This is a genomic window from Peribacillus sp. NPDC096540 (assembly GCF_050278525.1).
Lineage (GTDB): Bacteria > Bacillota > Bacilli > Bacillales > DSM-1321 > Peribacillus.
Genome location: NZ_JBNNTG010000004.1, coordinates 197,159 through 211,753, shown reverse-complemented (window position 1 = coordinate 211,753; position 14,595 = coordinate 197,159). Strand labels below are relative to the sequence as shown.

The following is a 14,595-nucleotide window of genomic DNA, read 5'->3' as shown; positions in this document are numbered from 1 at the left end:
TGATCCTACCAATGCTTTTTGAAAGTAAAAAACACACGATAAAAAATTTCAGCAGATTAGATTCACTTTTCTAAAGTATCTAGATTTCTTTTTGTGAATTTTAATACAGACTCTCTTGAACGTTCAATTTCATTTTTATTCTCATTATAGAACTTTGAAACATACGCATAGAAAATAATACTAACAGTTAGAAATTGTGCAAACAGGGAACTTGTTGCTGCGCTTCGAAATTTAGCCTCTGGTGCACGTACATGGTGTAAAGACATATCGACTTTTTTAGTTAATCCATTGTTCCCCAATCGCGATAAACCAATTGTTTTAATACCATATGCTTTAGCAATATCAACAAGTTGCAGAACTTCTTCAGTTTCGCCACTATTAGATATACAGAAAAAAACGGTATTCTTTGATGATGCAGCAAGCGCTGTGGCAGTAATATGAGGGTCTTGATTTGCACTTACAATCTTTCCTAACCGTAACCATTTCTGTGTAATATCTTCAGCAATGAGCCATGAAGCTCCTATTCCATAGACGTAAATTACATCTGCACTTTTCATGGTTTCAATTATATTGTCTAGAACGGCTTCATCCAAATAATGTGCGGTTTCTTGTATAGCTTGTACAGAGTTAGAAACTATTTTATCTTTAATGGACGCTATTGTTTCATTAGGTTCAATGTCATAGAAACCTTTTTTCTCTGGTTGCGAAATAAGAGATGATAAAGATACCTTTAGTTCTGAAAAGCTGTTAACTTTTATAGAACGACAAAATCTTGTTACAGCCGAACTGCTGGCATTGGCTTGAGCAGCTAATTCATGTATAGTCATTCTTATAATATCCTGTGGATTTTCTAAGATATATTGTGCAATTTTTCTTTCTGATTTAGGCAATTGATTTAATAAACTCTCAATTCTTAATAAAACATTTTCAACGTGCATATTATTTTCTCCCTTGATCTTTAATTAACCTATATGCTTCAATGCTATGTAATAACAACCTAATGTAGAAGATACGTCTTCTAAAACAAGTTTTACTTCCGGTTTTTCAAGTTTAATATGATTAATAAAAGAGCTTTGCACCAATGGTATATTAGTCAATATACTACCTTTAATAGCAATTGTAACATTCTCACTAAAATTCAACTTCTTGCAAACATCAAGGGTATTCTTAGAAAGGTGATATCCTGCCTCTCTAAGAATATTTTGCGAGAAATCATCGCCAGTTTCTGCATGTTGGACAATTAGTGGAACAAATGCAGCAATCTCGGCTTTCGTTGCGGTATAAATAAATTTCTTCAGTTCTAATACACTGTGATAGCCAAGTTTTGTAAGTATTAACTTAGTTAAATGGCTATAATTTAATCCCTCATCTTCTTCTTTCGTCATTTTTATAAAAGTCTGCATGGCAATCCAATAGCCGCTTCCTTCATCCCCAAGAATGTGTCCCCAGCCACCAGCCAATTTCTCAATACTATTATGAATTCCAATACTTACAGAACCTGTTCCTGAAATTGTCAAAATGCCATCTTTTCCTTTTAGTAAAGCAGCATGGGCAATAATTCCATCATTTACAATTGTAAATGGGGTATTAAATGCCTTGCTTAATGCACTTTTTATCCCCTGTGGATTTTCAACTCCTCCATACCCTGCTAATCCTAAGCAAATGTAGTGACAATTTCCATTATTAATAGGAGCTACGCATTGTTCAATTGCCTGAATAATGTTAGCAATGGCTTGTTTTTCATTTATAAGCAAATTTCCATATCCCGATTTGCCTTCACTTAATTTATTACCCTCTAAATCATAAGCAACTGCTTCGGTTTTAGAGCCACCACCGTCAACACCGATAATATAACTCATATCATTCTCCTATTCAGTAAAAAAGGAAGGAGTATCACTGTTCCTTCCCTTTATCTTCTTTGAAGATTCTAATTAATATTGAATTGGAATTTCCCCCATGGTTCCAAATAATCTAGCAGAAAAATTTCCTCTTCTGCTAATCGGCCAACTACATTTGTTTTCCCAGAGTTCTTCATTTCTTTCAATGCAATCTGCAATTCACCTTTATATTGTCCATAGAGCTCATTTTCAATTAAAATATCACCACGTCTAATATCAGGGGTGAATGTTGGTTTAAAATCTTCATTCTTATATTTTACGCGTGATTGTGTGGAGCGAATAAGATAATCAGATACGTCTCCACGGTAAAAATGAAATTCTTCCAATACTATTTTTTTCTCTAAATCTGTTATAGTGTCGTGAAGATTAACATTAAATGTTATCAATCCACTGTTTAACATACTAAGATGTTTTAATTCATCTTCAGATGCGTAGGCATTTGCAATAATTACATCATCAATTAATCCAGTTGCAAATAAGTGCTTCGCTTGTGTAGTAATGGGTAATTCCCGGTGCATTTCTAATGTACATAATCCTTCAGTTATAGGCCAAGGTCCGTACGTCGCTGCATGTGAGCTAATGAAAGCTGCCGTGTGAATATTATGCTTTTTGAATTGTTCACAGCATTTTATAAAATGTGGATAGCTCAATCCTGCATAGCGATGAGGATAGAAGTTATGTGATCCAACTAAATTTTCTTTTTTAGGTTTGTAATCCATGATGTTTTCTAAATATTTTGTTGCATTGCTCATGTTTATTTCAATTTTTAAATCATATGGATTATGTGTCATAATGGACTCTTCATTTCCTGTAAAACCCATGTCTAGCCTGATTCCATACGCACCTAACTCTGCAAAGAATGATAAATCATTATAAGATATACCTAGCGCCCCAAATACTCGAGGAGCAATATCGACCATCACTTCCATATTCAGTTGATTTGCAAACAAAATCGTTTCTTTAAATTCTTTTAAAATCTTCTCTTTATCGCCTTCAACTGAAAGCAAGCAAGTAAAAATTTTTCTGAATCCATATTTGTGTGCAAGCGCAATGTATTCTATGTCTTTATCAACGGTTGAATGTTCTGGGTAGATAGAAATACCAAGTTTCCCCATAGTTTAATCACCTCTATGTTTATTTTTTTACTGTTGTGGGGCTAGTTTTTTTATAATCCGAATCATATGTTCAATTAGTTTTTGTTCACTCATTGCCGTCATTAAGTGATCCTGAGCATGAATCATTAATAAAGTTTTTTCACTGGGAACTCCATTCAATTCAGCTTGAATTAACTTGGTTTGTGTCTTATGGGCCAAATTTAATTCTTCCTCAGCTTGTTTAATTAGGTCTACTGCTTTTTCAAAATTAAATTCTTCCGCTTCTGCCAATGCTTCAAATGCTAATCCTCTCGCATTTCCACTATGTGATATTATTTCAAAAATTTCCATTTCGTTATTGTTAATTTCAGATGACATATAATTACACTCCTATTTAAATATATTATGAAAGTAATATTCTCATTAAAAAGATTGGATTATAGTATTCCAGTTTGAATTACTGGAGAAAATTTACTAGATGTTAGGTAGTCCATTTTGATTGAAGAATTGTGGTAAGTATTCTTCATGCGCCTTTAACATTTTTTGTAAAACCAATTCAGCTAGATCATCACTTGGAATAAGGGGGTTAATAGTTAAAGCTAATAACGCTTTATCATAAGAACCTGTAACAGCTGCTTCTGCACCTATTCTTTCAAATGATTTAATTTGTTGAATTAAGCCATGTACTTGTACGGGTAATTTACCCATTGTCATAGGAATTGGTCCATTTTTGGTGACGATACAGCTTACTTCGACTGCTGAATCATAATCAATTTCAGTAAGCGATCCTTTGTTTTGTACATTTAAAACTTGAATGTCTTTTTTATCATTATAAATAGAAGCAATTACATTACACGCTGCATCGCTATAGTAAGCACCGCCGCGTTGCTCTAATTGTGGAGGCTTGATGTCAAGAGTTTCATCTTTGTATAGGTCAAACAAACCTACTTCTAATTTTTTCACAATTTCAGCTCGAGTTTCCCCTGATTTGAATGCTTCTAACTCATCATCTAAAATAGTTTGTGTTTTGTAATAATAGCGATGGTAAGGACAAGGTACAACTCCTAATGATTTCAAAAATCTTCGGTTCCAAGCCAGAGGAGCAATATTCTTCATCGTCATTTGAACTTCTGGATTACCCAGCATTTCAAGCACTTTATCTGTTACTTCTTGATCATCAACGAACACATGAATCCCGAATACCATATGATTTAACCCAGCGAAATCTATGTGTACTCTCTCCATTTCAACACCCAACATTTTAGAAATAGACATATGCATATTAAATGGGACATTGCATACCCCAATTACCTTTTTATGCTTGCTGTAACGGAGAAGAGCTTCCGTTACCATTCCAGCTGGGTTTGTGAAGTTAATTAACCATGCATTGGGGCAAAGCGCTTGCATTTCTTCTGCGATTTCTAGAAGGACAGGTATGGTTCGTAGTGCCTTAAACAAACCACCTGCACCATTGGTTTCTTGACCAATTAATCCTAATTCCAATGGGATACGCTCGTCTTTGACTCGTGCATCAAGTAAACCAACTCTCATTTGCGTTGTGACAAAATCAGCATTATGCAATGCTTGACGGCGGTCTAATGTTAGATGAATTTCCATTGGAACTCCTGCTTTTTCTACCATTCTCCTTGCTAAGGTTCCTACAATCTCAAGTTTTTCTCTTCCTGCTTCGATATCCACTAACCAAAGTTCTCTAATAGGTAACTCATCAAAACGTTTAATAAAACCTTCTATTAATTCTGGTGTATAACTAGAGCCGCCTCCAATTGTGGCAATTTTTAATCCTTTTTTCATTTCCATTTTCCTAACACCTCATAGTAAGCATTTATTTAACAAAACCTGCAATTTTTCATTTACGCATAGATAATTGCATAACAAACCAGTGCGCTTACTGCTAATAAAGACAAGAATAAAAGTGTCGCTTGTTTCTTGTTTTTAAACTTACCTTCAACCAAAATAATAACAATCGTCAATCCTGCGCTTATGGCAAAGGTATTTCCTAAGTACAGTGATAATTGTTTATCTATCCCAAAGGCATTCATTAATGTGTTAAAGATAAAATTAAAAACAAGAATAAAACTAAAAAATAGAAAGGCACTTTTGTAACTAAAAAAGTGAATTCTGGTTGTTGAATTCATGTTTATCCTCCCTCTCTCTATTATATTAAAAGGAGTTTGGAGCTATTAGTCCCAAACTCCCTTTCAGATATTCCTTATAAAGCGATATTTTTATTATCTGTTGTTTCTACCATGTTTTCCTGTGCCAAAAGCTTTTTATCGTACATTTTAAAGAATGGCAGATAAATAACAACTGAGATTGTTAAATTCACCAGCACGAGAATAATTGCTCTCCAATCACCGCCTGTTGAAAGATAGGCACCTATTGGAGCTGGTAATGTCCAGGGAACCATTACATATGTGGGGTTTACTAGCCCAATAGACGTTGCTATATATGCAAGTGTCGCACCAATTAGTGGAGTTATGATAAATGGAATAATCAATATTGGGTTTAATACAATTGGCATCCCAAAGATAACTGGTTCATTGATGTTAAAGATGCTTGGAACGATTGTTGCTTTCCCCATGGCTTTACTATAAGTAGATTTTGCAGTTAAGAGCATAGCAATTACTAACCCCAAGGTTGCACCAGACCCACCAATCCAAATAAACCATTGGAAGAATGTTTCAGGAGCTACGTGAGGAATTGCCGTCCCAGCTGCGACTGCTGCTGAGTTATTAGCTAAGTAAACTTCCCAAACTGGACGAGCAACGGCACCTACTACTGATACGCCATGAATACCAAATGACCAGAAGAATGTAATCAAAAACACTGGGATTAATACACCTGGCAATGTATCGCCTGCACTAATAAGTGGTGCAACCGCTTTATCAACAAGTGAATGTAAATCAACAGCAAAAACGACTGTAATTAAGGTCATAACAAGCAGAACAATTGTAACCGGTATTAATGCTTCAAATGATCGGGCTACTGAAGTTGGAACAGAATCCGGCATTTTTATTGTAATATTTTTGGTCTTACATAGACGTAAAGTTTCAACAGCAAAAATGGATACAAGCATTCCTACAAAAAGGCCATGGCCTCCGAGATTTGTCATTGGCAAAACAAACCCTACACCATCCATCATTTTTACACCTATTGTGAACAAGAAGGCCGCTAATGATAGTAAACCTCCTGATAGTGGATCCAATTTATAGCTTTGAGATAAACTGTACCCTATACCAAAAGTAATATATAGCGTCATAATAAACATCGTTAATCGATATGGTATTAAAATTTCAGCTATATGTTTTGCCGCCCATTCACCTAATGCAGTGTCTGCTGCAACTGGTGGAAATGCAATGATAAGGAATAAACTCCCAAAGATGATGAATGGTAAAGCAGAAACCACACCATCACGAATTGCGCGTAAATGTTTTTGCTCAGACAATTTAGCCATGGGTGTTGAAAGATTGTTTTCTAAAAAAGCAACAAACTTGTCCATTCGTGTTATCCCCTTTTAATTTTTAATAGTTAAGACATACTTGTTAGATTATTTTTTTACTAGTTCGGTTATTAGTTTTAATAGCGTAGGGCCACCAAGTGGACTGTATGCTTGAGCTGGAATGACTTGACATGGGACTCCAGCTTCATCGGCAGAAGCCTTAAAGCCATCAAAACGATGTTTGACTTGAGGAGCTACCATTGCAACATCCCAACTGTTTCGAACCTCTGAATCAAATTCTTGAGTGCCAACTGCTAATACATCTATATTTACACCCTGTTTTTCCCCTTCTTTTTTTAAAGCGTTTACAACAATTGCACTTGACATTCCACCTGAACATACGAATAATACTCTCATTTTTTGTTCCTCCTATTATTTTTTTATAAAAAAGCTTTAAATAGCTTTTCTTATGAATCCTTGTGCCATTTTTAAACGATTTGATGCTTCTTCATATGAAACATTCGTTAAAATCATGACAATTGCAATTTTGGGCTGGGAATGTGCCTTTTCTAAAAATTTATTTGCAACTTCATAACTGCAGTCAGTAGCGTCCATAATAATACGTTTTGCACGTTCAACTAGCTTTTCATTTGTCAGTTGTAGATCTACCATTAAATTCCCATAAACTTTTCCAACTCCCACCATTGAAGCTGTAGAAAGCATGTTGCATACTAACTTTTGCGATGTTCCAGCTTTTAACCGTGTAGAACCAGTCAGTACTTCAGGCCCGTTTACAACTTCAATAGCAACATTGGCAATTTTCCCTATCTCTGAACCTTTGTTGCAGCTTATCGATACTGTTCCTGCTCCAACTTGATTGGCATATTCCAAACCGGCAATAACATATGGAGTGCGTCCACTAGCCGCAATGCCTACTACAACGTCTTTGTTTGTTAATTGAATCTTCTTTAAATCTTCAGGACCTAATTCAAAACTGTCTTCAGCACCTTCAACTGCTTTAATGAATGCGCTTTCTCCTCCAGCGATCAGACCTACTACTTCACTAGGAGCAGTATTAAATGTTGGCGGGCATTCTACGGCATCCAATAAACCAATTCGTCCGCTTGTTCCAGCCCCCATGTAGATTAATCTTCCGTTCTTATTCATTGCTGCAACGATCATCTCCACAGCTTTTGAAATTTGCGGAAGTTCTTTTTTTACACAATGAGCAACTTTTATGTCTTCATCGTTCATCACCTCTAAAAATTCAATCGTTTTCATTTCATCTAAACACATAGTCTTTTCATTACGACACTCTGTCGTTAAATGCTCTAGCATACATATCATCCTTTTTTATCAGTAGTGAAAGTTTCGAAATTTCTTAATCTATAGAGAATATAACACTATTAAAAATTAATTTCAATAATGTGTATACTTTTCTAAAAATTAATTTTAAAATAAACATAATATAAATTAATAATTTTTAATATTCTACTAAATATGTTGTTCTATCCTAAAAGCTACTAGCTATTTCATTAACCAAACCAAACCTTTGTATTTATGAATGACCTTTTTATAGTTTAGAAATTATCCTCTATTCATTTAGATGACAAGTAAGTATATTCATCATTTATTACCGCTTACAAATGATCATATATAAATAAATATTAAGAAATGAGGTTGTACTATTGTTGAATGAAAGAATTTCAAAGAGAAAATTAGGTTCATTGGCAATAGCTGCTTTTGTGGGGGGATCACTTCTCCTGCCATCTAATTTGATTGTAAGTGCAGAATCCGAGTCTATCCCTCAACAAACGGCTTATATAAAACAGGAATTGCGCGCAACTTGGATTGCAAGTGTGTTAAACATTGACTGGCCATCAAAACCCGGTTTATCAGTTTCAACTCAGAAAGAAGAATTTATAAAATATTTGGATGAACAAAAAGCAATGGGTATGAATGCTGTCGTTATGCAAATCAAACCCACTGCTGATGCTTTTTATCCTTCTGAATATGGTCTTTGGTCACAATATTTAACAGGAGTTCAGGGGAAAAATCCAGGATACAATCCTCTTTCATTCATGATTGAAGAAGCCCACAAACGAAATATGGAATTTCACGCCTGGTTCAACCCGTATCGTATTACTATGCCTTTAGGAAAAACGGCTGAACTCTCAGACCTTGATAAACTACCAGAATCTCATCCTGCTAGAGAGCACCCAGATTGGGTCATACCATATGGACAACAATTGTACTTTAACCCTGGTATTCCTGAGGTACAGCAATTTGTGATTGACGGTATTATGGAAGTTGTTGAGAATTATGATATTGATGCAGTTCACATGGACGATTATTTCTACCCTTATAAAATTGAGGGTGTCCCTTTCCCTGATCAAGCTTCATACAAAAAATATGGTGCAAGTAAATTTACAAATGTAGAAGATTGGCGGAGGGATAATGTAAACAATCTTGTTAAGCATATTAATGAAGAAATCAAAGCAGAAAAATCATATGTGAAGTTTGGTATTAGTCCATTTGGAGTTTGGCGTAACAAAGCAGTAGATCCCACCGGATCTGACACTGCTGCTGGACAAACAAATTACGATGATTTATATGCGGATACAAGAACATGGATTAATAATGGATACATTGATTATATTGCCCCACAATTATATTGGAATATTGGATTGCCAGTAGCCGACTATGCAAAGCTACTTGATTGGTGGACAAAAGAAGTCAAAGGTAAAAATGTTCAGCTCTATATTGGACAAGCTGATTATAAAATTAATTCAGAGTCTAACGGTGTACAAAACTGGTTTAATCCAGAAGAAATGTCAAACCAGTTAAAATTAAATCGAACATATAAAGAATTTGATGGAAGCATGCATTTCAGTGCAAAAGATTTACGTAAAAATCCCCTTGGAGTAGCAGATCGTTTAAGCAACGACATTTATAAATATCCCGCATTAGTTCCACCAATGCCTTGGATAGATAATAATGCTCCAAAGGCTCCAAATGTTAGCAGGTCAAAACAAACAGGTGCTGGAATCCAATTTGAAATTCAAGATCACAAGCATTCAGATGCATCCTATTATGCAATTTATCGTTTTGATGGGAAGAAAAAAGGAAACATAGAAGATTCAACGAACTTACTGGCTACAGTTCATAAAGAAAAGAAAAGTCAATTATTTATTGATCACACTGTACAAAAAGGAAAGACTTACACATATGTTGTGACTGCCTTAGACCGTACTCACAATGAAAGCAAACAAACAAAACAGATTAAAATAAAAATAAAATAATCATCAAAATATATTTTAAGTGTGAAATAAATGAAAAAAAATCTTGTAAGCGTTTTAGAATAAGTATAAATCCTTGAGGACATTACAAAAGACGAAATTTATACATTTAAAACCATGCTAGAAGGGGCCTCAACTTTAGTATGATTTTATTCTTGAAAACTATTGATTAACTAGGATTTTAATAGACAATTAAAAGTAGGTGGATGACAATGTACATAGTAGGATTAATGTCTGGAACATCTTTAGATGGAATTGATGCAGCACTTGTTCGTGTGAATAATACTGGACTAAAAACTGAAATAGAAATGATTGAGTTCATAACATATCCTTTTCCAAAAGATATTGAAAAAGAAATTATGCAGTCTTTGTCTGTAGAAACATCAAATGTGCAGTTAATTTGTAGTTTGAATTTTAAGCTAGGAAAATTATTTTCAGATGCAACAAAGGAAGTTTGCGAAAAAGCTGGACTCCCTATTGAACAGTTGGATCTTATAGGATCCCACGGACAAACTATTTACCATCAGCCTTTGCAAGAACAAAACTGGGTACCTTCAACTTTACAAATTGGGGAACCTGCAGTAATTGCCCACGATACAAATACAATTGTAATATCTAATTTTCGTACGATGGACATGGCTGCAGGAGGACAAGGAGCTCCTCTCGTTCCTTTTACTGAATATATTCTTTATAGAAGTGAAACGAAGGGAAGATTGCTTCAAAATATAGGAGGCATTGGAAATGTAACTGTTTTACCCAAGCAAGCTCCTCTGAATGACATGTATGCTTTTGATACAGGACCTGGAAATATGATTATTGATGAAGTATGCCGCCAACTTTTTAATTTAAGATATGATGAAGGTGGTAAAATAGCTAAACAAGGACTAATTAATGAAGAGCTTTTATCATATTGTTTCAGCCACCCATATATTATGAGCCCTCCACCAAAATCAACAGGTAGAGAATTGTTTGGTAGGCAATATGTAGTAAAGCTATTAAAAATGTTTGAATCACTTCCCAGCCAAGATATTTTAGCAACTGTAACGATGTTTACAGCAAAGTCTATTGTGGAGAACTATCGTGCTTACATCTTTCCAATAACCAAAATAGAAGAAGTAATTATTGGTGGTGGTGGCAGCTACAATAAAACGTTATTGGAAATGATCCAGTCATTACTTGGAAATTCTATTCAAGTCTTGACTCAAGAAGAATTGGGATACTCTTCTGAAGCAAAAGAAGCTGTGGCATTTGCTCTCCTTGCAAATGAGACTTTTCATGGTAACCCTAGTAACGTTCCCAAGGCTACCGGTGCTAAAAATGATGTCATTCTTGGAAACATAACCTTCCCTCCTTCTAAATCATTGAATTAAGAAGAAAGCATCCTATAAAAAATGTAAAATAGTTAGATGTGATGTTTCATATTCCCCTTCGATGATATATCTTAGGGGAATTTTCATTAAGATTTCCATAAGTAAACATCGAAAATAACCGTTTTATTATGATACTTATTGCAAAGGTCAAAGAATGGACGGAACGATGAATACACCAGATGATGATCTGATGATTCCCGCTAAGATAATGGAGAAAAAAAGTAATGATTAAAATAATCCAGTCCTCACCTACAATCTTTAAAAAACGGATACCGAACTTCTATTGAGAACAAGATCATCCTTCTTATTCATATACTACGTATAAAAAAAGGACTTACTTCCAAATAGCAAATAAATTCTCCTTTGGAAATAAGCCTGATATTAGATATTACCTATTCACTTCTTCCATAAAGGACTGCAAATCTGCTTTTGTTGCTTTAGAGAACTGTTTGATTTTTTCTACGTTTTTAACCGGGTTTCCAGATTCACCAATTAAAGGATAAAGGTTTTTCTCAATTCTCTCATACCAATCGGGGTACTGATCTTCTACTTGCTTTTCAATCGTATCCCAGCTAGAACTAATTTCTTTGCCAATTTCCTGAATTTTAGCTGAGTCTGCCCTCGCATTTACTTCTTGATCCAAGGTACTTATCGATTTAAGTACAGTATTGACTCCATTTTTAATAGCCTTGTTTGTCCCATTATTTTCTTTCATATTAGTAACTGGATTTGCTTCCTCTAATTGTTGTTTTGGTGTACTCCCAGTTTCTTCAGGTTCGGCTGTATTATTGCATCCAGCCAAAAAGAGCGTTCCGAAAATGAATCCAACTACATATAAACGAAAAATTTTCAATGTTTTTCCTCCCTTATACTGTAAAATAACAGGCACCTCCCTCAACGGTATACAAAATGAACCCTTCATTCAATCCATTTTGATTTAAGAGGGCCAATAGAAACCTCTCCATCAGTTGGTATTTCCATCTTCCCCATTTTATAAACACCCCTTCATAAGGAGTGAGTTAATATTTGGGGTGAAATCTCGTATCATGATTGATTTATATCTCTCTAGACAAAATCAGAAAACGCAAAATAGGATTAACTTCTCAATCGGTTATTTTTATGAATGTTTTTATGACTTTAAATTGCTAAACTATATAATCGTAATTCCTTCTAATCCAAGCTCATCCGCAATGATAGCTTCATAAATGATAACTTGAGCAGATACAATTATAGATATTACTCATAGGCTCATAAAGGTGTAGCTATTGATGAATTTGTTTTTAGTTTTAGGTAGGTTGACAACCAAAAATAAAATGAAGACGATGATTAAAGACGTATTGATAATAGCTCTTAATAATGTAAAGACTCCATCTGTTTCAAAAGAATTGTAATGTTTGCTATCCAATTACAATTCTATTTAAATAGAAAACCAAAAAGGTTTCACTTAGGAAATTCGTCATATATATGGTTTTCTCTTTTACAACTGTAATCATTGTAACTTTCATAATGCATGATCTTTCAACTAGGGGATACTATGAATTGAGCTTTTCCGCAGCATTTTCTTTTGGTTTTGGGATTCTATTTGCTTAATAAAATAATAGAGCCTTAAAAAATCCAAATTAGGATAAAGAGACCACAGCCTCCTGACCACATCTGGCCAACGAGCACATAAATTGGTTGCCTTCTTCTTTGTCTAAAAAGAAACTAGTTCATACTGGCGCTTATCGGCAATGCAAAAAGGGTCTTGGATTAGAAGACCCTTTTTTTCTCCTGCTTCTTATACGAAGGAGGATATCTTTATTTGAATTTAAATGTACGAGATTATGTAAAAAAATCATACATTCAATTAAACCTAAAAACATAATTGTTCCACTCCATCGTAAAGTTAGCATTAATGAGTAAGTCTGTATAAAGGTGCTGGATATTCGAAAAAGGCTACTTTTTTAGAAGTTTTAAGTTCGAGAAGATTTTTTATTAGATGTTCTTCTTTTGCCAAAAATAGAGTCATAGATAGATATAATCCAGTTTACAAGTGGATCGAACAATCTTGATAATTTTACTATCACATAAGAGACCACAATTGCCACCATTAAACTGCCTAATACATCAAACGGATAATGAAGTCCCGCCCAGATGCGGGAAAAACCTGTTAATAGGGCTAAAATAAACATGGGAATACCGATTTTTTTATATCGAAACCACATGGCTATCGCAATTGAAAAAGCACCTGTCGAATGATCACTTGGAAATGAAGAATCCTTAGCATGAGGAATCAAGGTCTGGATGTGATGAGTGACAAATGGACGAGGTTCATAGTAAATTTGAGCAATAAGAACATTTACGACTAACGCAATGACTCCTGTTCCACCGGCATATAATACAGCACGTTTCATGGATTTTCCACCAAATATCCAAAGAACCAAAAGTGCCAATGCAAAAATGTAAATAGCTTTATCTGTTATAAATACCATTAAGTTATCCAATGCATTACTATGACCAGATAAATTATGGATGCTTTTAAATAATTCGTAATTCATATTATCATCCCATTCTTCAATTTTCTTAAATAGGTCTGTCCATCACTATTAGTTAAGTAATTAAAATTTAATTATTCGTAGCCCTCTAGCTATTGTCAATATTATCATAACATTCACTGTTCAACTATCCTCCCTCAATATAAATAGCGGAATCTCACGATTTCTCGTGTTTACTTAGAGTTTCATAGTATCTGATTTTACGGGTTATCTTCAAAACGGATTAAACCATCTAAAAAGGATATTACTGGACATTTTAAAAAAAGACTCATACCCACTAGCTAATTCATATAAAATTTGGGTAATGTGATAAATTATGATCGCGCTAATTGAATGTCCACATATATCATGTAGGTCAACTCTCACATGTCTCACAGAGTCTTCGCTCTCAAATTCCTTCGTCCAACCTTTCCATGTGGTGGATGTCAGTCTAGCTGCCTCACAGGGTTCATGCTAATTGTTTTACTGACTAGTCCGTGCTTCAAATGTCCAATAATCATTGATACCATAACGACTATTCAATCCAATCTATACAAGAATTAAACGGCTGCTTCTGCGTTCTAATGTCCTGTCCTATGAAGGATATCCTTCAACATTTTTTCTTCTTGAAATGCAAATTATTTGCCAATGGTAAATAAGATCAGAATGCGTTTGTTACAGAATGCTATCAGGGACTTCATCTTTTTCAATGGATTGTCAGGCCGTTGCATAAAGTTCGAATGGAGTGCTTTAAAAGCTGTATTCTTCGCAATGAGTATCATACACACCCCTAAGCAATAGAACACGCAATTTCTTTCTCCATTGCTTAGTAATCCCCGTTTGTCTCTTGTGCTTACCAGACGTATTTTCTTTTAGACTTAACCCAGCGAGCATAATGATTTACCGAGGATGGGAGTTCTTAACAACTGTTGAATGCGGGATTTAGATTCACCCACGAATG

The 14,595-nt window shown here is 34.7% G+C and carries 14 protein-coding genes and 1 pseudogene; 3 read left to right on the top strand and 12 right to left on the bottom strand.

Annotated features, from left to right (window positions below; translation table 11 throughout):
• Positions 1–62: 62 nt before the first annotated feature.
• The 9 genes from ACQKMR_RS06380 to murQ form a co-directional block, all read right to left on the bottom strand.
• Positions 63–938, bottom strand: coding sequence for a MurR/RpiR family transcriptional regulator (locus ACQKMR_RS06380; RefSeq protein ID WP_427696531.1), 876 nt, complete (start codon positions 936–938; stop codon positions 63–65).
• A gap of 24 nt (positions 939–962) precedes the next feature.
• The gene (locus tag ACQKMR_RS06375; RefSeq protein WP_427696530.1) at positions 963–1,859 is read right to left on the bottom strand and encodes an N-acetylglucosamine kinase; all 897 of its coding nucleotides are present in this window, start codon (positions 1,857–1,859) and stop codon (positions 963–965) included.
• Positions 1,860–1,927: 68 nt separating this feature from the next.
• On the bottom strand, positions 1,928–3,013 hold the full coding sequence (locus tag ACQKMR_RS06370) for a DUF871 domain-containing protein (protein ID WP_340890452.1): 1,086 nt from the start codon (positions 3,011–3,013) through the stop codon (positions 1,928–1,930).
• A 27-nt stretch (positions 3,014–3,040) separates the two neighbouring features.
• Positions 3,041–3,370: a PTS lactose/cellobiose transporter subunit IIA gene (locus ACQKMR_RS06365; RefSeq protein WP_056524848.1), complete on the bottom strand. Its 330-nt coding sequence runs from the start codon at positions 3,368–3,370 to the stop codon at positions 3,041–3,043.
• 96 nt (positions 3,371–3,466) lie between these two features.
• Entirely contained in the window at positions 3,467–4,810 is a 1,344-nt protein-coding gene (locus ACQKMR_RS06360; RefSeq protein WP_427696529.1) for a 6-phospho-beta-glucosidase, read from the bottom strand.
• A gap of 53 nt (positions 4,811–4,863) precedes the next feature.
• Positions 4,864–5,148, bottom strand: a complete 285-nt coding sequence (locus ACQKMR_RS06355; protein WP_056524851.1) for a hypothetical protein — start codon at positions 5,146–5,148, stop codon at positions 4,864–4,866.
• Between the two features lie 74 nt (positions 5,149–5,222).
• Entirely contained in the window at positions 5,223–6,512 is a 1,290-nt protein-coding gene (locus ACQKMR_RS06350; protein WP_201185545.1) for a PTS sugar transporter subunit IIC, read from the bottom strand.
• Positions 6,513–6,560: 48 nt separating this feature from the next.
• Positions 6,561–6,869, bottom strand: a complete 309-nt coding sequence (locus tag ACQKMR_RS06345) for a PTS sugar transporter subunit IIB (protein ID WP_427696528.1) — start codon at positions 6,867–6,869, stop codon at positions 6,561–6,563.
• Positions 6,870–6,905: 36 nt separating this feature from the next.
• Positions 6,906–7,790: an N-acetylmuramic acid 6-phosphate etherase gene (gene murQ / locus ACQKMR_RS06340; RefSeq protein ID WP_201185547.1), complete on the bottom strand. Its 885-nt coding sequence runs from the start codon at positions 7,788–7,790 to the stop codon at positions 6,906–6,908.
• Between the two features lie 425 nt (positions 7,791–8,215).
• Here murQ and ACQKMR_RS06335 point away from each other — a divergent pair, with 425 nt between their 5' ends.
• Both ACQKMR_RS06335 and anmK read left to right on the top strand, forming a co-directional pair.
• On the top strand, positions 8,216–9,754 hold the full coding sequence (locus tag ACQKMR_RS06335) for a family 10 glycosylhydrolase (RefSeq protein WP_427696592.1): 1,539 nt from the start codon (positions 8,216–8,218) through the stop codon (positions 9,752–9,754).
• A gap of 209 nt (positions 9,755–9,963) precedes the next feature.
• On the top strand, positions 9,964–11,121 hold the full coding sequence (gene anmK, locus ACQKMR_RS06330; protein WP_427696527.1) for an anhydro-N-acetylmuramic acid kinase AnmK: 1,158 nt from the start codon (positions 9,964–9,966) through the stop codon (positions 11,119–11,121).
• A 388-nt stretch (positions 11,122–11,509) separates the two neighbouring features.
• On the opposite strand, the gene ACQKMR_RS06325 is transcribed toward anmK, so the two are convergent.
• On the bottom strand, positions 11,510–11,974 hold the full coding sequence (locus tag ACQKMR_RS06325; RefSeq protein ID WP_427696526.1) for a hypothetical protein: 465 nt from the start codon (positions 11,972–11,974) through the stop codon (positions 11,510–11,512).
• A gap of 415 nt (positions 11,975–12,389) precedes the next feature.
• On the opposite strand from ACQKMR_RS06325, the gene ACQKMR_RS06320 reads away from it, so the two are divergent.
• Entirely contained in the window at positions 12,390–12,512 is a 123-nt protein-coding gene (locus ACQKMR_RS06320; RefSeq protein ID WP_427696525.1) for a hypothetical protein, read from the top strand.
• 561 nt (positions 12,513–13,073) lie between these two features.
• Here ACQKMR_RS06320 and ACQKMR_RS06315 read toward each other — a convergent pair.
• Together ACQKMR_RS06315 and ACQKMR_RS06310 are read right to left on the bottom strand one after the other, a co-directional pair.
• A complete protein-coding gene (locus tag ACQKMR_RS06315; RefSeq protein WP_427696524.1) occupies positions 13,074–13,658 on the bottom strand; it encodes an undecaprenyl-diphosphatase in 585 nt (194 codons plus the stop codon).
• Between the two features lie 617 nt (positions 13,659–14,275).
• Positions 14,276–14,534, bottom strand: a pseudogene (locus ACQKMR_RS06310) (transposase); the annotation flags it as partial.
• Positions 14,535–14,595: the final 61 nt, after the last annotated feature.